General features: G+C 60.8%; 12 protein-coding genes. 10 read left to right on the top strand and 2 right to left on the bottom strand.

The window, feature by feature from the left end; translation table 11 throughout:
- Positions 1-74: 74 nt before the first annotated feature.
- The 9 genes from ACQ4WS_RS23475 to ACQ4WS_RS23435 all read left to right on the top strand — a co-directional run bounded on the left by ACQ4WS_RS23475 (position 75) and on the right by ACQ4WS_RS23435 (position 12871).
- Complete coding sequence (locus ACQ4WS_RS23475; RefSeq protein WP_436479412.1) at positions 75-881, top strand: alpha/beta fold hydrolase; 807 nt, start codon at positions 75-77, stop codon at positions 879-881.
- 159 nt (positions 882-1040) lie between these two features.
- Positions 1041-3233 (top strand): TonB-dependent receptor, encoded by a 2193-nt coding sequence (locus ACQ4WS_RS23470; RefSeq protein ID WP_436479411.1) that lies wholly within the window; start codon positions 1041-1043, stop codon positions 3231-3233.
- A gap of 124 nt (positions 3234-3357) precedes the next feature.
- Positions 3358-4353: an extracellular catalytic domain type 1 short-chain-length polyhydroxyalkanoate depolymerase gene (locus ACQ4WS_RS23465; protein WP_436479410.1), complete on the top strand. Its 996-nt coding sequence runs from the start codon at positions 3358-3360 to the stop codon at positions 4351-4353.
- Between the two features lie 194 nt (positions 4354-4547).
- The gene (locus ACQ4WS_RS23460; RefSeq protein ID WP_436479409.1) at positions 4548-7343 is read left to right on the top strand and encodes a type VI secretion system Vgr family protein; all 2796 of its coding nucleotides are present in this window, start codon (positions 4548-4550) and stop codon (positions 7341-7343) included.
- 18 nt (positions 7344-7361) lie between these two features.
- Entirely contained in the window at positions 7362-9638 is a 2277-nt protein-coding gene (locus tag ACQ4WS_RS23455) for a T6SS effector phospholipase Tle3 domain-containing protein (protein WP_436479408.1), read from the top strand.
- Between the two features lie 85 nt (positions 9639-9723).
- Positions 9724-11355 (top strand): type VI lipase adapter Tla3 domain-containing protein, encoded by a 1632-nt coding sequence (locus tag ACQ4WS_RS23450; protein ID WP_436479407.1) that lies wholly within the window; start codon positions 9724-9726, stop codon positions 11353-11355.
- 13 nt (positions 11356-11368) lie between these two features.
- Complete coding sequence (locus ACQ4WS_RS23445; RefSeq protein WP_436479406.1) at positions 11369-11635, top strand: PAAR domain-containing protein; 267 nt, start codon at positions 11369-11371, stop codon at positions 11633-11635.
- Between the two features lie 85 nt (positions 11636-11720).
- Positions 11721-12392 carry a hypothetical protein gene (locus tag ACQ4WS_RS23440; protein WP_436479405.1) on the top strand — a complete coding sequence of 224 codons (672 nt, stop codon included), beginning with the start codon at positions 11721-11723 and terminating at the stop codon, positions 12390-12392.
- A gap of 44 nt (positions 12393-12436) precedes the next feature.
- A complete protein-coding gene (locus ACQ4WS_RS23435; RefSeq protein WP_436479404.1) occupies positions 12437-12871 on the top strand; it encodes a DUF695 domain-containing protein in 435 nt (144 codons plus the stop codon).
- Here the strand turns inward: ACQ4WS_RS23435 and bla are convergent, their stop codons facing one another.
- Positions 12872-13708, bottom strand: a complete 837-nt coding sequence (gene bla / locus ACQ4WS_RS23430; RefSeq protein WP_436479428.1) for a class A beta-lactamase — start codon at positions 13706-13708, stop codon at positions 12872-12874. It abuts the gene before it with no gap.
- A 49-nt stretch (positions 13709-13757) separates the two neighbouring features.
- Positions 13758-16433 (bottom strand): hybrid sensor histidine kinase/response regulator, encoded by a 2676-nt coding sequence (locus tag ACQ4WS_RS23425; protein ID WP_436479403.1) that lies wholly within the window; start codon positions 16431-16433, stop codon positions 13758-13760.
- A gap of 509 nt (positions 16434-16942) precedes the next feature.
- Here ACQ4WS_RS23425 and ACQ4WS_RS23420 point away from each other — a divergent pair.
- Positions 16943-19168 (top strand): TonB-dependent receptor, encoded by a 2226-nt coding sequence (locus ACQ4WS_RS23420; protein ID WP_436479402.1) that lies wholly within the window; start codon positions 16943-16945, stop codon positions 19166-19168.
- Positions 19169-19363 lie beyond the last annotated feature (195 nt).

Below are 19363 nucleotides of genomic sequence, written 5' to 3'. Positions count from 1 at the left end.
ATTATGTTTTCCAACAGCAGGAAAACATATTCCTGCACCTGAACACAAAGCATGTTCAACAGCAAGGAGACAGAATGCGGCGTCACACGACATCCGATGTTCCATTGCATTACCTCGACCTCGATCCCTGCACTGGGACAGGGCAGGGCGAGCCCGTGTTTCTGTTGCACGGCCTCGGTTCCTGCGCCGCAGACTGGCGCCCGCAAATCGACGCCCTCGGCAGCAGCTATCGCCTGATCGTGCCCGACCTGCGCGGCCATGGCGCCAGTCCCGCGCCTGACGGCGACTGGCAGATCGGCGACTTCGCCAACGACCTTTTCAACCTGATGGACCAGCTCGACGTGCCGCGCGCGCACATCGTCGGCTTTTCCCTGGGCGGCATGGTGGGCCTGGAAATGGCCAACCGCGCCCCCGGCCGGGTGGCCAGTTTGTGCCTGATCAACTCGCAACCGTTCCAGGGCAGCAAGCCGGCGTCGTTGCTGTTTGCCTATTGGCTGCGGCGTACGGTGATCGCCACCTTCGGCTTGAAAACCATGGGCAAGATTATCGGCAAGAAACTGTTTCCCGATCCGGCACAGCAAGCCCTCGTCGAGCGCTTCGCCACGCAGATGGCGGGCATGGACAAGCGCGCCTACCTGGCTGCGCTGGACGCCATTTTCCACTGGGATATCGAACTTCATTTCCAGGCCCTGGCCATGCCCGTCTTCATCATGGCGGCCGACCAGGATTACACGCCCGTCGCCAGCAAGCGGGCCTTTGCCGCACAGTTTCAGCAGTGCGAGATCGAGATCATCGCGAACTCGCGCCACGCCACGCCCCTGGACCAGGCGCAGCGTGTGAATACCTTGTTGCAGTCCTTCCTTACTCTACATTCAAAATAAACAGGCCACTCGCCGCACGGGCAGAGGCCGGGAAACAGTCATCGCAGGGCAGGTGCTCGCTACGCGCGCGCGGGTACCGTTACGTCTTGCGATTCTGGCATCCGGCCGTCTTCCCTGGTGGTAAGCAAGCCTGACATTGGAGACGCTATGAAACTTGCTATGAAATTAATGCCCGCCGCCCTCGCCGTTGCCGGCACCTTTGCCACCCAGGCCCAGGCGCAGGAAACCAGCCCTGCCATCGCTGTCAGCGCCCAGGAAGCCAGCGACGCGAAAGAACGCATGGAAACCGTGACGGTCTCTGCCCGCCGCCGCGAAGAGCGCCTGCAGGACGTGCCGCTGGCCGTCACGGCGTTTTCCGCCAAGGCCCTGGAACGGGCGAATATCCAGAACCTGGCCGACTTGCAGGAGCGCGTGCCGAACCTGACCGTGTACGCTTCGCGCGGCACGAATACCACCCTGACGGCTTTCATTCGCGGCGTGGGCCAGGCCGATCCCGTCTGGGGCGTGGACCCGGGCGTGGGCATCTATTTTGACGACGTCTACATGGCCCGTCCGCAAGGCGCGCTGCTCGACGTGTTCGACGTGCAGCGCATCGAAGTGCTGCGCGGCCCGCAAGGCACCCTGTACGGCAAGAACACCATCGGCGGCGCCATCAAGTACATCTCGCGCCCCTTGGCGAAGGAAAATGGCGCTTCGGCGGAAGTGGGCATCGGCAATTACAAGCAGCGTAATTTCAAGGCCGCCTTCAACCTGGCCAACGAGAACGGTACCTGGCGCGCGCGCCTGGCAGCCGCCAAGCTGGATCGCGATGGTTTTGGCCGCAACACCTTCAATGGCGAACAGGTCAGCGACCAGGACAGCACGGCCGCGCGCCTGTCCGTCGGCTACTTTCCGCAGGACATACCTTTGACTGTCGTGCTGAGCCTGGACGCCACGGACGATAAATCGGGCGTGCGCGGTTTCCAGCGCATGGGCGTAAGCGCTTTCGATCCGCTCAAGCGGCCCGCCAGTACGGATGCGTATGACATCCAGAGCGGCATGCCGGGCAACAACTTCACGCACAACCGTGGCGGCTCGCTGGTGGCCAACTACACGCTGTCGAACGAGTGGTCGGTGAAAGTGATCGGCGCCAAGCGGCGCAGCACGTCCGAGCAAACCATCGACTTCGACGGCTTGCCGCAGCCGATTGCCGACGTGTTCGGCGACTCGCGCGACGAGCAGAAGAGCCTGGAATTGCAGGCCTCGTACAGCGGCGACTATGGCGCCGGCGTGATCGGCCTGTACCGCTTCGAAGGCACGGCCGGCGGCGGTATCTACAACAACTTCCTGGGGCGCCAGTTCACGGCCGCCTTCAGCACGGTGGAGACAGACAGCACGGCGCTGTACACGGACTGGACCTGGCCACTGGGCAAGGTGTGGAGCATCAATGCGGGCTTGCGCCACACGCGCGAGGAAAAGCGCGCCATCGTGCTCAACCGCGCTTTTGCCGACGTGGGCTTTACGCGGCCCATCCAGACGGCGGCCGACTTCGACAAGTCCTTGTCGGTCAGCAATACCTCGCCGAAACTCTCCGTGCGCTATGAAGCGTCGAAGACGACGAATTTCTACATCAACCTGTCGCGAGGTTTCAAGTCCGGCGGCTACAACGTGCGCGCCAACAACCTGGTGGTACCCGATTCCGCGCGGCCCTACAAAGATGAAAAACTCGACGCGCTGGAAGTGGGCATGAAGTACGCGGCGCCGGACGATACGTTTGACGCCAACGTGGCCCTGTTCACCAACCGCTACAAGGATATCCAGCTGTCCGTCTTCACCAGCTATGTGCAGCCGGGCGGCGTACCGGGCTTCTATGGCGACTTCACGAATGCGGGCAAGGCGACAGTGAAAGGCGCCGAGTTCGAGTTTTCGTGGCGGCCCAACCGCCAGTGGGAAGTTAACGGTTTCCTCGCCTTGCTCGATGCCAACTATGACGAGTTCATGAGTGGCGGCAAGAATATTGCGGATACGCAAAAATTCAGCAACACGCCAGCCCGGCAAGTGGGCTTGAACCTGACGCGCACGGACCGCGACGTGTTCGGCGGCGCCTTGCGCAGCATGGTCGGCTATGGCTACCGCAGCAAGGTGTATCCGACCACGGACTTGAGCGCAACCCTGGCGCAGGGCGGTTACAGCATCTGGACGGCTGGCGTCGTCTGGGAAGCGCCGAAGAACTGGACCTTCAGCCTGCATGGCAGCAACCTGGGCAACAAACGTTACCGCACGGATGGCTACAACATTCCGGCCGTGTTCATCCTCGACGGTTTCTATGGTCCGCCACGCCAGATCATCGCCAAGGCAGGTTACAAATTTTAAAGTTCTTCACTGCCGGGGCCGGACCCGTCGGGTCGGGCTTCGCCGGTCAGAAGTACCGGCTTGACGGGCGTCAAGCCGGTTTGTTGTCGCTGTTTTCGTCGTGAATAATAATCAGGAGACTGGCATGGCACATCTGCATCATCAACTGCGTTACTTCTTATCTGCACTGATCGCCGCCTGCGGCTTGCTGGCCGCGCTGCCGGCTGCCGCCGGGCAGTGGGATTTCGGCCTGTACGCGAGCCTGTGGGGCACGCGCGAATACCAGGTCTGGCTACCGAGCAACTACAATCCGAACACGCCGCTGCCCGTGGTGCTGATGCTGCATGGCTGCGGATCCGAGCCCAACAGCATGGCCGCTGTCAGCCGCTACAATCAGCTGGCCGACAGCGAAAACTTCATCGTCGTCTATCCGCGCCAGAACGTCACGGCCAATCCCATGCGCTGCTGGAATTTCATGTTGCCGCTGAACCAGGAGCGGGGCACGGGCGAGCCGGCCGTGCTGATGGGCATCTTGAACAAGGTCAAGAACAAGTATGCGGTGCAGGATAGCCGCGTGTATGTGACGGGTATCTCGGCTGGTGGCGCCATGGCCTCCATCATGGCCGCCTGTTATTCAGATGTGTTCGCCGCCGTGATGGTGCATTCGGGCGGCATGTACAAGGGCGCCATCGGCATGCTCACGGCCGCCGATTCGCTGTTCAACGGCAGTTCCTTCGACCCGAAAGTACGGGGCAAGGATGCCTGGCGCTGCTCCGGTTCGCCGCGCCGCCTGATGCCGACGATGGTGTTCCATGGCACCTCGGATATCGTCGTCAATCCCGTCAACGGCGAGCAAACCATCGAGCAATTCCTGCAGACCAGCGATTTTGGCGACGATGGCCTCGACAATGACAGCGTGCGCTACCGTGCCGACAGCATCGTGCGCCAGACCGTGCCATATGGCCGCAGCTATACCATCGACACCTACCTGCACAACGGCGCCGTCATCGCGCAAAAGTACACGGTCGAGGGCATGAACCACGCATGGAGCGGCGGTCCTCCCGGCTGGCCGTTCAGCGATGAACTGGGCCCGGACGCCACCGTGATCAGCTGGAATTTCTTCAAGAATTACCAGCGCTGATGCGTTGAGAAAGTTTCAGCTTGGACAATGGGGCGCAGCGATTGCGCGCCGTCGTGCTGGCCAAGTGGAAAAGGTTGATGGCAGTTATGGGAACCTTGTCGGGTTCTTACTAAATATCAAGTATTCCCCTGCCATCCCATGGCATTGTCGGTTCTCCAGCTTGATGAGATGCAAGCGTGCATGAGGAGAATGCCATGGACGGTGACGAGTCGATATCGGGTGCCCAGCGTCCCTTGCGCCTGCGCCTGGGGGTGTCACCCAAGGTGCCCGCCGGCGTGCTGATACCGCAGCGTATCGCCGGCAGCGAGGCCATCTGTGGTGGCATCGAGTACCGCGTGCTGTGCGTCTCGACGCATGCCGACTTGCCGCTCAGTAGTTTGATTGCCTTGCCCGCCGCACTCGATATCGTCACCGACCAGGGCCAGCTGCGCAGTATTTGCGGCATCGTCACGCAAGCGAGTGCCGGCGACAGCGACGGCGCGCTGGCCAGCTACCAGCTGGTGCTGACGGATGCCTTCGCCATCATGGAAAAACGCTGCAATACGCGCGTCTTCCGGCGCCTGACGGATATCGAAATCGTCAAGACCTTGCTCGACGAATGGATACGCAGCAATACCGTGCTGGCGCATGCTTTTCAGTATGCATTTGCCGATTTCTTCGAGGCGCAGACGTATCCGCAGCGCGAGTTTGTCATGCAGCACAATGAATCTGATGCGTCCTTCGTGCGGCGCCTGCTCAAACGCAGCGGCGTTGCCTGGTTTTTTCGCGCGGAGGGCAGTACGAATGCAGATGCCGAGCCGGCGCATACCCTGGTGTTATTCAACCACAGCGATGGCTTGCGAAAGAACATGGCCGACACGGTGCGCTATCACGCGGACCGGGCAACTGAAGAGCGTGACACCCTGACGTCGTGGAACGAACTGCGCAAGCTGCAGGCGGGCAAGGTGACGCGGCATAGCTGGAATGAGGAACACCCGCGCGCGCGGCCATTCATGACCGCCGATGCCTTGGGACGGGGGCAGCAAGGCATGCATGGCAATGCCATTGCCGTGACTCTTGATGATTATCGCGTGCTGCCGCCGCGCGCGGGCAACGATCATGAGGCATTGTGTCAGCTGGGCATGTTGGCCATGCAGCAGCACGATTACGAGAGCCATTGTTTTCACGCCGCAGGCAGCGTACGCGACTTGTGTCCGGGTGAATACTTTACGCTGGACGAGCACCCTGACATCGACGCCTTGCCCGCAGCCGCGCGCGATTTTGTCGTCACGTCGCTGCAGGTGGCGGCGCAAAATAATTTACCCAGGGAGCTGGCCGCCAGGGTGGCACGCCTGTTCGCGCGCAACCGCTGGCTGGCTGATGACACATCGCTGCCGCAGCGCGAACTGGCGGCTGCCGTGGACGGTGGCCCCTTGCGCATGCATATTGAACTGACGGCAGTGCGACGCGGCGTGGCCATCGTGCCTGCCTACGACACGCGCAGTGATTTGCCGCCAGTGACCATGCAAAGCGCCATGGTGGTGGGACCGGCGAATGAGGAAGTCCATTGCGACGCCATGGGCCGGGTCAAGGTGCGCTTTCCCGCCACGCGCAAGCGGGACCATGAGCATGCAGGCGGCACGGGCGCCTCCGACACGGATGCCGATTCGGCCTGGGTGCGCGTCGCGTCGAGCTGGGCGGGAAACGGACCTGGCAGCATGCAGCAATGCGGCTACCTGGGCTTGCCCCGCGTGGGCAGCGAAGTCTTGCTGGCTTTCCTGGGCGGCGATCCGGACAGGCCTATCATCGTGGGCCAGTTGTACAACCATAATGCGCAGCCGGTTGCCTTGAGCAAGGCGGGCGACCTGCCCGGCAACCGTTATTTGTCCGGCATCAAGAGCCGCGAGATCAAGGGCACGCGCGCGAATCAACTGCGCTTTGACGATGTGCATGGGCAAATCAACGCCCAGCTTGCCAGCGATCACGGTTCCAGCCAGCTCAACCTGGGCTGGCTGACGCAGGACCGGCGCAATGGCCAGGGTGAAGCACGCGGCGAGGGCGCCGAGCTGCGCACCGATGAGCAACTGGCCATGCGTGCTGGCAAGGGCATGCTGCTCTCCGCCTGGAAGCGGCTGAATGGCGAGGGCGGGCACATGGCGCGCAGCGAATATCTGGGCCTGATGGAAAACTGTCTGGAATTGTTTCGCTCGCTGGGCAGCTATGCGGCCACGCATCAGGCGCTGGAGAACGCCGACGAAGCGCAGCAGGAGTTGCAGCAAAGCTTGAAAAGCTGGGAAGGCGGCAGCAATACGCAGCCCCGTGCCGAACTGGGTGGTGCGGCGACGATTGCCGTTACGGCGCCGGCCGGCATCAGCTTTGCCAGTTCGAAGGCCATCGTCAGCTATGCTGTCAGCAATATCGATACGGTGGCGCAGCAGCACCTGCAAGCGGTGGCAGGCCAGCGCTACAGCGTGAACGCGGGCAAGGGCATCTCGCTGTTTTCCCATGCGGATGGCATCCGTGCCATCGCCCATCATGGCAAGTTCCTGCTGCAAAGCCAGCATGACGACATGGAATTCAATGCGGCGAAAAATTTGAAGCTGACAGCCAGCGAAGGCAAGCTGATGGGCATGGCAGATGAAATCGTGTTGATTTCCAAGCATGGCGCTTTCATCCGCATCGCCGATGGCATCACCTTTGGCAGCAAGTCGCCGCTGAACTTCAATGCGCCCAATTTTGTTTTTAATGATCCGCAAAGCATGGACGTGCAATTACCAAACTTTGCCGAGGGCAAGGCCGATCAGCAATTCATTTTTCACTACGAGGGCGACGACAGCGCCGTCGATGGCGTGCCGCAGGAACCGCAACTGGCGCCGCAAGCGCACTTTGCCGTGAAGCTGGAGGATGGCTCGTCGGCCGATGGCCGCAGTGACGGGGACGGCAAGACAGAGGTGCTGGAGCGCGCCGCGATGCACCTGGCCGCCATCGAAGTGTTCAACAACAAGGATTGATGACGCCAGGAGAGTGCGATGGGCAGCTATCCGAAAGTGCCGTACGTGGTGGGCGACGACGTGGCGATCCTGCATTGCGAACGCACCGTTTGCAAGAAGGTGAAAATACGCCGCAACCTGCCGGGCAATATCATCGTCATCCATGGCGTCAACGATGTGGGCGTCAGCTACAAGGCGGTGGAGCACGGCTTGTGCGCCGGCCTGGCCGCCAGGCTGGGGCGGCCATTTACGCCCGCGTCTTACCGTATGCCTGTGGCGGCGGACAAGGACAAACTGGAAGACGATCCCGACGCCGTCTTCTTCAAGCGCACGATCGCCAAGGATACCAACAGCCCCGTGATCCCATTTTACTGGGGCTACCGTGAAGCGGGAGAAAAATGCCGCACCGTCAACGGTCAGTTCGTCGATCGCTACGGCAACCGGCTGGACAAGGATCTGTCCAAGGAAGGCGGCCCTTTCGGCAACGCCACCAGCAGCTTGCCCGACATGTGGCGTCCGGGCATGTATGCGCCGGCGGATCCCATGGGTGATGCCTTGCGTCCGCTGAGGACGGCGCCTGGCCGCATGTACATGGTACTGGCGGCCCAGCGTCTGGCCGCGCTCATTTCCATGATCCGCGATTATGATGCCCAGGACACCGTCAGCATCGTCGCGCACAGCCAGGGCTGCCTGCTGTCGCTGTTGGCGCAAGCCATGCTGATGGAAAAGGGGTTGGCGCCGGCCGATAATTTGATACTCACGCATCCGCCGTACAGTCTGGTGGACAGCCTGCCTCTGTTGATGCGAGGCGCCGCCTGGTTCGATGGCGGCGAGGATGCGGCGATGAAGCCCTATTACCATTTGCTCAGTGGTACGCAGACGCTGGGCGCGCGCCTGAAGACTTTGGCTAATATCGTGGCCGGTGTGGCAAAAGGCAGTGGACAGGCCTGCCAGCCGCCGTTTGCCGACCTGAAAAAGGATGAGCATCGCGGCATGGTCGGCAACCGCTGGCAGAGCGCCGACGACCGTGACAACCGCCGCAAGGTTTATCTGTATTTTTGTCCTGAAGACATGACGGTGGCGCTCGATAACATCCAGGGCATAGGGTGGGATGGCGTGCCCGATCATGCATTGGGAAGTGAATTGGTGGAAGAAGAGGAGACATCCAGTCTTGATGGGTACAGTATTTCCTCCGGTCATACCAAGATGGTGGAACACAAGCAGGTACGCGGCGCGCTGGCGGAACTGGGTGGCAGATTCTATCAACGCGTGTTCAGCGAAAAGACCCGCCTTGATCCGGCTACGGGAAAGACTACGGTGTCGTTGGTAGGCAAGCCGCCACCTTTTGACTTTCCGTTGCGCCTGCCGACGGAAACCGAGCAGTCGCATGTGGAGGTTTCTCTGCGAAAACACCGTGCACAACATCAAGCGGTGGCCTGGCCCGTCAATACCAGCTTGAGCAAGATAGCGCAGCGCAATGGCATACGCACCATCACGGGCGAAGTATTGAAACAGCCTGTGGCCGCCGACCTGCGCGGCACATCGCAAATCGAGCCGGCGAATATCCCGGTTACGTCCATGATGAGAAACCGTCCTGTTGCCGATCAGGGACCTGCGGAGGATGTCGATCCCTGCGATGCGTCGGTCGCACTGACGAGCGGGACTGGCATGCAGCTACGCAGCGAATATCGTCCTGATCCTGGCGGTTATCAAAAGTTTCCCGAACGGGTGGAACACCTCACTCCACGAGAGCTGGCATTGATGACGGCAAGCTACAACAAGGAAAAAGGACTGGACATGAAAGACAAGCTGGATCAACGCGAAATTGTCTCGGCGCAACGCTACCCTGACAGTAATGTCGTGGCGAAAATTCAGGAAAGCCCGAACGAGGCGCGCTTGCGCTGGCAGCGGGAAGTCAGTGCCAAATCTTTCCACAGTTCCATTATCGGTAGCACGAAAAATCATAGCCAGGTGACCGCATATGACGTGGCGATTGGCAGCGGCAAGGCGTCATCCGATCCGCTGTTCTATGCGTATCTGTGTGCGGTGGCGGATTGGCGAGTGAAAATATCGTACGAAAGTGGAAAACGACGGCCAGGAATCCTTTTATGGTCGGAGTTTCTTGAGAATTTCCGTACGTATTTTGATGTGGAAAATAGTTGGAGAAAAAATGTAATTAAAGGGAACATATCTTATTACAACTCGGGTGTTTTACCCGCTGATCTACCGTTGCTGATAGGGCCTTTGTGGAAAATCGTCATATCAGAGACCAAAAGCGGGAAAAAGACTTCTGACGTCAAGAAGTCGAAAACTTGAATGATTTTAGATGTCTATAGTTTTCTGCTCGCTCTGCGATTCACTGAGGAGCGATACCTTTCAATAGTTAGAACAGGAGGTCATCATGACCATCGTTCGTTGGATTGGTATTCCATTGCTAGTACTGTTTCTTGTCCTATTTGTTAGGTGGATCAGTGTATCGGCACAAGCAAATGCACGAGAGCCGGCACTGAAAAAAAGATCTTCGCAGGTTCAGAAAGAGAGTGTAGATGTCCCGAAATTACGGGATGAATATGTCTTGGAAGTGATAGGCCTTGGTGTGACTTTTGAGCAGTATCGGCAATCCAAGCTGTGGGAAGCCTTACAAAAAGGAAGTGCTTTTACTTCTATCCGAGAACAGGACAAGAGCAAGTACGCGTGGAGCGCGTTGGATAAAAATGGGGTGAGCGGAGGGCGGGCATACGATGCGATGGAGAACGGAATCAACTTTACACCACTGTACTGGGGCGTGCCGTCATTTTATGCTGGCCCACCAATTCGTGATTCTAAGCAACAGCTTGAAGCTGGAGTGCCGATGGCTGGAATGGTTGCCGGTGCTGGGACGTCCGGGATGGCATGGCATTTGTTTTCGATAGCTCCCTGGAGTCTGGCTGAACATCCTGATAAATTGCTGCTCAACATCTTTGAGTTTTTTGATACTCATCCTGACGTGCCGTACGTGGTTCTGATGGCTGATGATAGTGCGGGGACGAGAGATGGCATTCGCGCGAAAGGGGAGGCAAAGATGTTGCGGGATGGATATTACATACCCGAGATGCCCGATACCACCGTAGCATTTGTGCTGGCACGGCGCGAACGTGTTGAATTTTTGCGGCCATCGATATGGGATGACCCTGGAAATAAGTTCGTACAAGAGAAATTCAGAGCGATGTATTATCAATTGATGGAATCTCTGGCGAAACCAGATAAGGAATTAGGAGCGGAATTTCCTCCCATACCTCGTCAACCCACCGTCGCCGAATGGCTCGCCGCCGCTGCCGCTTTCGCCCAGCGGCCCGATATCCGCGGCGCGGGCTTGCATACGTTCGACAAGCTCAATCCCTGGGAAAATCGCCCCCCGCGTGACTGGAAGCCGACGCCGTGGTTTCCCATTCCCTGGAACCGGGAACAGATGGAAACATTTGACCGCCTGCCCTCATTCGGTTTCGTGCACCGCCCCGTGTTCGTCAAGTTCACGGATGAAGAGGGCAGACCCGTCACGCGGCGCGATGCGCGGCAGAAGTTGTTCAATGCGGGCTGGCAGCAGGCATTACAAACTTTACCCGAGGCAGAGCGCGCCAAGGGCGCAGCGCGCATCGTGGCCGGCACGGGAAACCAGCCGGAACAGTTGCTGATGCTCGAAAGCATGCTGCATGACTACACGGCACAGGGCGGACCGGAAATCGACAGCGGCAAGAGCGCGCAGTTCATCAATACGGATATTCGCCTGGGCAACACGGGTGCCGCCACCTGGTTCATGCAGATGGCCATTGGCGTGATGGGCAGCTATCGCGACGGTGGCGCCAGTGCCGCGATCAATCTGCGCGACAATAACGAAGCGAGCATCATCTTCATCACGCCGCCATCGGACGCCAAACGCCAGCAGCAGGATGCCAATGGCGATATCTTCCGCAGTCGCATCACCCCGGCCGTCGACCCGGCCAACTACGCGGCACCATCGGTGGAAGCGATCCTGGAAAGCGCGGCGGACAAGTAGAAAGGGAGGCAGCATGCGCAAAGTCATCCGTTTGGGCGACGCCACGTCGCACGGCGGCAAGGTGCTCAGTTGTGCCGCCACGCACTTCACGGTCAAGGGGATTGCGGTCGCCTGCGTCGGGGACCTGTGCAGCTGCCCCATCAAGGGACATCAGGGCTGCAAGATCGCCAGCGGCTCGTCCCGGCACAGCATCAACGGCATCGCCATCGCCTTTGAGGGCGACACCACCACCTGCGGTGCCAAGTTGCTCGCTGGCGGCGTCAACTTCCGCACGGCCTGACGTCCGCGCCTCCCTGTATGTCCTGCTAACTATATAATCTGCGCTTGGGCGATACCCGCCCCTGAACGTCGATTGAAGGAATGCCATGCCAGGATACATGCCAGGATATTTCGTGCGCCCCTTGGCGCTGTGTGTAGTGTCGGCCGTGTGCCTCTCTGCCAGTGCCGCCGAGGCGGTGGTGGATGCGCAGCAGCGCGCGTCCTTGCTGGAATTTTATGCGCAGCAATATCCGGGCGAGCCCGCTGCGCGCACCGTGTTCGAGAGCGTGCCCGTGGTGGGTGGACGTGGCAGCGAAGTGGTGGGCAGCGTGGAAACGTCGCCTTACCGTGGCCATGGTGCGCTGTGCCGCACGCAGCGCACCAAGTTCGTGCTGCACGGCGAGGGCAAGCAGGCGCGCTGGCAGGAGGCGGGCATGGAGTATTACGCCTGGCTCGACCGTGGTACCTGCCGCGCGGTGGCTGAACCCGTGCACATGCTGCAGCGCGTCCCTGATGCGGAACTGGAAGGCGTGTTGCTGTATCAGAAGCCGCTGCTGGAGCGGGCGCGATTATTAATGGCCGGTAACACTGCCTGCGCGCCGTTGCGGGCGCTGAAGTTTGCACTGGCGGCCGTCGATGTGGGCGCCGCCGCGCCGCGTGCCGAAGAGCGCTATGCGCTGGTGTTCAAGAGCGACCGCGACAGCTACGCGCGTGTCTGGCTGCGCAAGAGCGGCACCCAGTACGACGCCTGGAATGTGACTTGCCCGCCAGTGCTGTAGACTGCTCGCCCTTTGCCCGATTTCACTTTTTGACTGTTGCAACCATGAACGAAAATTCCACTTCCGCCCGCAACTGGGGCACCATCGTCACGCATAGCGACGAGATGGCCATCATCTACCGCTATGTCGATGCCTTCCATGACGACTGGGACCTGTCGTCGCAGCCGGACCGCATCATTATCGCCTGGCGTTACGAGGACGAGACGGGCATGCCCGCGCCGAACGAGCGCGAGCACATGGAAGAGCTGGAAGCGGCGCTGGCGCCCGTCGTGGAAGAGGGCGGCTTCGCCACCCTGGCGCTGGTATCGACGGGTGAAAACTTGCGCGAGTGGATTTATTACACGCAGTCGGGCGAAGAGTTTTTCAATCGCCTGAACACGGCGCTGGCGTCGCGCCCGAAATTCCCGATTGAAATCCGCAGCGCGGCCGACCCCGCCTGGTCCACTTACGCGGGTTTCATGGCCGCCTTGCCGAAATAATCAGACCAGCACGGCCGTCACGATGCGCGTGGCGGCCGTGATGATGTCCTGGTTCGTCTCCGCTTTTTTCTGTTCGCGCGTGTAGTACACGGCGATCACCAGTGGTGCGCCGCTGGCCGGGTAGGCGACGCCGATATCGTTGACGCTGCCATACGCGCCCGAGCCCGTTTTATCCGCTACCTGCCAGCCGGCTGGCACGCCGGCGCGGATGCGCTTGTCGCCCGTCGTGTTGCCGCGCATCCAGGCGTCCAGTTGCTGGCGCTGCGGCGCCGGCAAGCTATTTCCCAACAACAATTGCTGCAAGCTGTGCGCCATCGACGCGGGGCTGGCCGTGTCGCGCACTTCGCCGGGAATGGCGCTATTGAGTTCCGTCTCCCAGCGCTCCAGCTGGAACACCGTATTACCGATGCTGCGCGCAAACGCCGTCACGGCTTGCGGCCCGCCCAATAATGTCATCAAGAAATTGGCTGCGCTATTGTCGCTGTACTGCAAGGTGGCGGCGCACAGGTCGGCCACGCTCATGCCGTCGGCCAGATGCTTTTCCGTAATGGGCGAATAGGTGACCAGTTCTTTTTTCTCGTAGCGCACATGCTGCTCCAGCAAGCCCGGCTGGCTGACGCTGCGGGCCAGCACGGCGCCCGCCAGCATCGCCTTGAAGGTGCTGGCCAGGGGAAAGCGTTCGTCGGCGCGGTAGGCAACGCGCAGCTCGCTGCCCTGGCGCCAGGCGGCAACGCCGAGGCGTCCGCCTGCGGCTTGTTCCAGCGCGGCCAGCTGCGTCTGGGCGGCGGCGAGGCTGGTGGCGGGCGCGGCAAACAGCAGCGGTGCCGGGCACAGCATGGCGGCGCCGCTGGCCAGCAGGAGGTGGCGGCGGACGTGGTTCAGGGATTCAGTCATGGTTTGTCGGTGTTGTTGGTGTGGAAAGGGTGGCCAGCAATTCGCCGATGGCGAGCAGGCTGGCCGGTTTGGTCAAGTGGTGGTCGAAACCGGCCGCGCTCGACTGGCTGCGGTCGTTTTCTGCGCCCCAGCCCGTCAATGCGACAAGCACGGCGGCGTCGCCGGCCGGTATCCGGCGCAGCGCGCGCGCCACCTCGTAGCCGTTCATGCCGGGCAAGCCGATGTCGAGGAAGATGACGTCTGGCAAGAATTGCGGCGCCACGGCCAGCGCTTGCGCACCATCGTGGGCCACTTGCGTGGCATGCCCCATCATGTCGAGCACGGCGGCCAGGGTATCGGCCGCATCGACATTGTCGTCGACCACCAGCACGCGGAGGTGCGGGCCGCTGACGGCGCTATCCGGCGCGGCCGGTGCGGTGGACGCTTTCGCTTCCTCCCGCAGCAGGGGCAGGCGCACGCTGAAGGTGCTGCCTAGGCCGGCGCCGGGACTGGCCGCCGTGGCGCTGCCGCCATGCAGCTCGGCCAGGCGCCGCACCAGCGACAGGCCGATGCCCAGGCCGCCCTGAGCCCTGCCCATGTTTTGTCCTACTTGCGTAAACATGTCAAACACGGTCGTGATCGACTCGGCGGGTATGCCCACGCCGCTGTCTTGGACTTCAATCAATGCCTCGTTGCCATCGCGTAAGGCGCGCAAGCTGATATGGCCGCCCGCCGGCGTGTACTTGGCGGCATTGTTGAGCAGGTTGCCCAGTACTTGCGCCAGGCGCGTGGGGTCGGCCTCAAGCGGAAGCGCCTCTTCAGCGAGTTGCACCTGCAACTGGTGGCGGCCCGCTTCGATCAGCGGCATGCTCGTTTCCACGGCGCCCGCGATGATGGTTTTCAAGTCCGCGCGTTCCGGCCTGAGTTCGATCTGGCCCCGCGTGATGCGCGCCACGTCCAGCAAATCATTGACCAGATGCACCATCTGATTGACTTGCCGCTCCATCACGTCGCGCACGCGCGCCACGGTGGCGGGCTTGTCGGCGGCCAGTCGCATGATTTGCAAGCCGTTGCGGATGGGCGCCAGCGGGTTGCGCAGTTCGTGCGCCAGGGTGGCCAGGAATTCCGTCTTGCGCCGGTCCATCTCGGACAGGTTGTCGGCCAGTTGGCGCAATTGCTGCTCCGAGCGCTTGCGCTCGCTGATGTCGCTGAACAGGACCGTTAGCAGGTGGCTGCCGGGCCCGCCCAGGCGCGCGGCGAAGACCTCGAACCAGCGCTCCATGGACACGGCTTCGTTTTCGTAGCGCACGGGCTCGCCAGTCTTGACGACCTGATCGTACAGGTCGAACCAGTGCTGGTCATGGTCGGGCACGAAGCTGCGGATGGTCTTGCCGATGGCGTTGTCCAGTCCCGATTGCTTGACGAAGGCGGCGTTGCCTTCCAGATAGCGGAAGTCGATGGGGCGGCCTTGCTCGTCGTACAGCATTTCGATCACGCAAAAGGCCTGATCCATCAGCTCGATCAGGGTGCGGTAGCGTTCCTCGCTGCGGCGCAGCGCATCTTCCACTTGTTTTTGGCGCGTGATGTCGAGCAGGACGCCTGGAAATTGCAAGGGCGTGCCATCGGGCGCATATTCCGCGCGACCCCGCGCGATGACCGTGCGGTACTGGCCATCGCCAGCGCCGACGCGGTAGCTGGCCTCGAACGGCGTGTGTGCGTGCAGCGCCTGGGTAATCTGCGCGCTGACTTGCTCGCGGTCATCGGGATGGATGATGTCCAGGTAGCGCGCCATCGGCGCCGCCGTGGCCGCATCGGCATGGACGGGGAACAAACGCGCCATATTGATGTCGGCCGTGACCCGGTCGGCAACGATGTCCCAGTTCCAGGTGGCCACTTCACCGGCCTCCAGGGTCAGGCGCAGGGTTTCCTCGTTCTGCTTGCTGGCCGTCAAGTCGAGCGAAATACCGGACAGGGCAATCACGTTGCCCGCGCCATCGCTGGTGCAGGTGCCGCGCATGTGCGCCCAGTGCAGCGCGCCATCGGGCCAGCGCACGCGGATGTCGATTTCGAAATCGCTGGCGCTGGCGATGGCGGCGTGCACCACCGCCTGCCAGTGCTGCAGGTCGCCGTCGAGCATGGCGCCCATCAGCTGCGCGTAGTCGATGTGGCTGGCAGGCGGCAAGCCCAGATTGGCCTTGAACGCGTCGGAGCAGGCCATGCTGCCGCTGCCCAGGTCGATCTCCCAGGTGCCCATGCGGCCACCCTGCATGGCCAGGCGCAGCCGCTGTTCCGTCTGCCGTTGCTGCGTCACGTCGCAATGCGAGCCCAGCCATTCAAGAATACTGCCGTCGGGCGCCAGCACAGGCAGCATGCGCACGAGCATATTGCGGTAGGCACCGCTGACGTGGCGCAGCCGGTATTCCGCTTCGAACACGGTCATCAGATGCGAGGGCATGACATAAGGCAAGTTGCGGTCGTCCGGATGCAGGGCATTGAGCCAGCCGCGGCCCAGCAGTTCTGCCTCGGTCTGGCCCGTGAAGGCGCGCCAGGACGGCTGGTCGGCATCGAACTGGCCGAAGGTTTTCGTGCTCCAGACGATGTCGCAATGTGCGCTCAGCAGTAAGTGCGCCGCCTGGACGGCAACGGTGGAGGACGGGACGGCGTTACTGGGCTGGCTTGGTTCTGGCATGGAGGCTATCGACGATGGTGCAGGGGGCTGCTGTCGCACTGGAACGGGGCGCGGCCTGGCAGCTCAATTCTGGCGATATTACAACTATTTTTACGCTCTGGGCTGTCTTGCAGGGCGCCAATTCGACTTTCCCATGGTTGGCGAAAAAGTCGCGCCCTGGGGCAAGTCACCGGGTGAAACGGCAAGGCGAGAGCGCTATTGTGGCTGAATAACCACTAGTCAGCTCTTTATGTTGATGAATGAATATTTTACATAACAATATTCTTGCAGCGCATAAGGCGCTTGAATTAAATTGGCGCCTTACTCAAAAGTTGGTGTTCATCAGACATCCCAGAGATGCGGCCAGACCGCTGTCAGCTTGGACGACAGCCAGGGCAGAGCCAGTGACGCCAGGTGCGGAGAGACATCCGCTCGCGCTGCTGCACCGTGATGGTGCATACGATCATCCAGCGCCGTACATAAGCCGGAGACAGGTTTCGCAATTCTTTTTTAAACTTCTGGGAAACAACATGATCAAGATGTCCAAGATGCACAAGCGTTTGTGCGCCAAAAGCGCCGCCATGCTGGCACTGTCCGCTGCCTTGCCTATCGGCTCGGCTTATGCTGATGAAGCCGCTGCTGATACGACCCCTGCCGCCAGCCAGCTGGAAACCGTGACCGTGACGGCGCAGCGCCGCAAGGAAAATATCCGCGACGTGCCCGTCTCCGTGTCGCTGTTGCGCGACGAGAAGCTCGACGTGCTGGTATCCGGTGGTCAGGATATCCGCGTGCTGGCCGGCAAAGTGCCGAGCCTGAACGTGGAATCGTCGAATGGCCGCACCTTCCCCCGCTTCTACATCCGCGGCTACGGCAATACCGACTTCAACATCTTTGCATCGCAACCTGTTTCCCTGATTTACGATGACGTCGTGCAAGAAAATCCTATCCTCAAGGGCTATCCGATTTTCGACGTGGCTGGCGTCGAAGTGCTGCGCGGCCCGCAAGGCACCTTGTTCGGCCGCAACACGCCTGCCGGCGTGGTCAAGTTCGAATCCGTCAAGCCGAAGCTGGACAAGGTTGAAGGCTATTACAACGTCTCCGCCGCCACGCACAACACCACCAACTTTGACGGCGCCGTCAACGTGCCGCTGAGCAAAGAATGGGCCATGCGTGTCTCGACCCTGCGCCAGCATCGCGACGACTACGTCGACAACACGTTTACGGGCAAGAAAAACGCCCTGGACGGCTACAACGAACACGCGGAACGCGTGCAATTGATGTATGCGCCGAACGGTACGTTCAACGCTCTGTTCAATGTGCATCAGCGCAGCACCACGGGTAGCGCGCGCGTGTTCTTCGCCAACGCCATCAAGCTTGGCACGAATGACCTGGTCGACGGTTTCGATCCGACCAAATCCTACACCGATGCCCTGAACTTCCAGGAGCTGCGCACCAATGGCGCCAGCGCTCGCCTGAGCTGGGAACTCGACGGCGTCAAGCTGTACTCGATCACCGGTTTCGAACGCGTGGGCAAGTATGTGTCGCATGGCGACATCGACGGTGGCGCACCAGGCATGGTGCCAGCGATTCCATTCCCGGTGGAAACCGCTGGCGGCATCAGCAGCGTGAAACAGTACTCGCAAGAATTCCGCGCCGAATCGAAAAATGCCGGTCCGCTCAATTGGCAGGCTGGCGTGTACTACTTCAACGAAGATGCCAACGGCTATACGGATAACTTCGGCGGTGGCGACCATGCGCTCGTTTCGCACCTGGCCAGCCGCCAGAAAAACACGGCCTGGGCCACCTTCGGTTCCGTCAACTATGCCGTCAACGATGACTTCATGCTGCGTGCCGGCTTGCGCTACACCAAGGACAAGAAGGATTTCAACACGTTAGTAGCGAACAACGTCCCGCAAATCAACCCAACCAGCGCCGATGTCAGCAAAGCCAAGGTCAACTGGGATCTGAGCGGTACCTACAAGTACAACAAGGACGTGAACTTCTACGGCCGTATCGCCACCGGTTTCCGCGCGCCAAGTATCGCGCCAGCCAGCAAGGATGTGTCTGTGACCGTGGCCGATGCGGAAACGATCACCTCGTTCGAAGCGGGCATCAAGGCCGACCTGTTCGAGCGCCGCGCCCGGGTTGCTTTCAGCCTGTACAACTACCAGGTGAAAAACCAGCAATTGACGGTCGTTGGCGGCACCTCGAACGTGACGCGTTTGATCAATGCAGCCAAGACGAATGGCCGCGGCGCGGAACTGGAACTGGAAGGTTTTGTCACGCCTAGCCTGAAGATGTCCCTGGGCGGCAGCTACAACTTCACGGAAATCAAGGATCCATCCCTGTCGGTGGCCACATGCCGCAGCTGCACCGTGACCGATCCGAAAAACACCGCCGGCTTCGCCATCATCAATGGCAATCCATTGCCGCAAGCGCCGAAGTGGACGATCACCGCCACCGGCCGCTACTCGATCCCGATGGAAAACGGCGAATTCTTCGTCTTCACGGACTGGGCTTACCGCAGCAAGATCAACTTCTTCCTGTATGAAGCAACCGAGTTCACCGGCAAGCCGATGGTCGAAGGTGGCTTGCGCGTGGGCTACACCTGGGATGCCGGCAAGTATGAAGTGGCCGCTTTTGGCCGCAACATCACCGACACCCAGCGTATCACGGGCGCCATCGACTTCAACAACCGCACGGGCTTCATCAATGAGCCACGTCAGTTTGGTGTGCAGTTCAAGGGCAACTTCTAATTGCCTGATACCAGGCGCTGGCCATGTGCTGGCGCCTGCATTGCTACCCGCCCGGCTCGCGCCGCGGCGGGTTTTTTTATGGTGCGCCCGGCAGGGCGCACTCACTTGGAGGTGAAAGTCCTCTACTCGCCCGACAAGGGGAAGAGTTAGCTGAACGGCAAGGGTGTCGCGGGTGACTGCGAATCTGAAGGAAGC

The organism is Janthinobacterium leeuwenhoeki, assembly GCF_051380795.1.
Classification (GTDB): Bacteria; Pseudomonadota; Gammaproteobacteria; order Burkholderiales; family Burkholderiaceae_D; genus Janthinobacterium.
Note: the sequence above shows the minus strand (reverse complement) of the source record. Positions and strands in the feature narration are given on the sequence as shown.

What these genes read in the sequence shown, in the direction of transcription:
- ACQ4WS_RS23475 (WP_436479412.1), top strand. Translation starts at nt 75, where the DNA reads ATGCGGCGTCACACGACATCCGATGTTCCATTGCATTACCTCGACCTC.
- ACQ4WS_RS23450 (WP_436479407.1), top strand. Translation starts at nt 9,724, where the DNA reads ATGACCATCGTTCGTTGGATTGGTATTCCATTGCTAGTACTGTTTCTT.
- ACQ4WS_RS23420 (WP_436479402.1), top strand. Translation starts at nt 16,943, where the DNA reads ATGATCAAGATGTCCAAGATGCACAAGCGTTTGTGCGCCAAAAGCGCC.
- ACQ4WS_RS23465 (WP_436479410.1), top strand. Translation starts at nt 3,358, where the DNA reads ATGGCACATCTGCATCATCAACTGCGTTACTTCTTATCTGCACTGATC.
- ACQ4WS_RS23470 (WP_436479411.1), top strand. Translation starts at nt 1,041, where the DNA reads ATGAAATTAATGCCCGCCGCCCTCGCCGTTGCCGGCACCTTTGCCACC.
- ACQ4WS_RS23460 (WP_436479409.1), top strand. Translation starts at nt 4,548, where the DNA reads ATGGACGGTGACGAGTCGATATCGGGTGCCCAGCGTCCCTTGCGCCTG.
- ACQ4WS_RS23425 (WP_436479403.1), bottom strand. Translation starts at nt 16,433, where the DNA reads ATGCCAGAACCAAGCCAGCCCAGTAACGCCGTCCCGTCCTCCACCGTT.
- ACQ4WS_RS23435 (WP_436479404.1), top strand. Translation starts at nt 12,437, where the DNA reads ATGAACGAAAATTCCACTTCCGCCCGCAACTGGGGCACCATCGTCACG.
- ACQ4WS_RS23445 (WP_436479406.1), top strand. Translation starts at nt 11,369, where the DNA reads ATGCGCAAAGTCATCCGTTTGGGCGACGCCACGTCGCACGGCGGCAAG.
- ACQ4WS_RS23455 (WP_436479408.1), top strand. Translation starts at nt 7,362, where the DNA reads ATGGGCAGCTATCCGAAAGTGCCGTACGTGGTGGGCGACGACGTGGCG.
- ACQ4WS_RS23440 (WP_436479405.1), top strand. Translation starts at nt 11,721, where the DNA reads ATGCCAGGATACATGCCAGGATATTTCGTGCGCCCCTTGGCGCTGTGT.
- bla (WP_436479428.1), bottom strand. Translation starts at nt 13,708, where the DNA reads ATGCTGTGCCCGGCACCGCTGCTGTTTGCCGCGCCCGCCACCAGCCTC.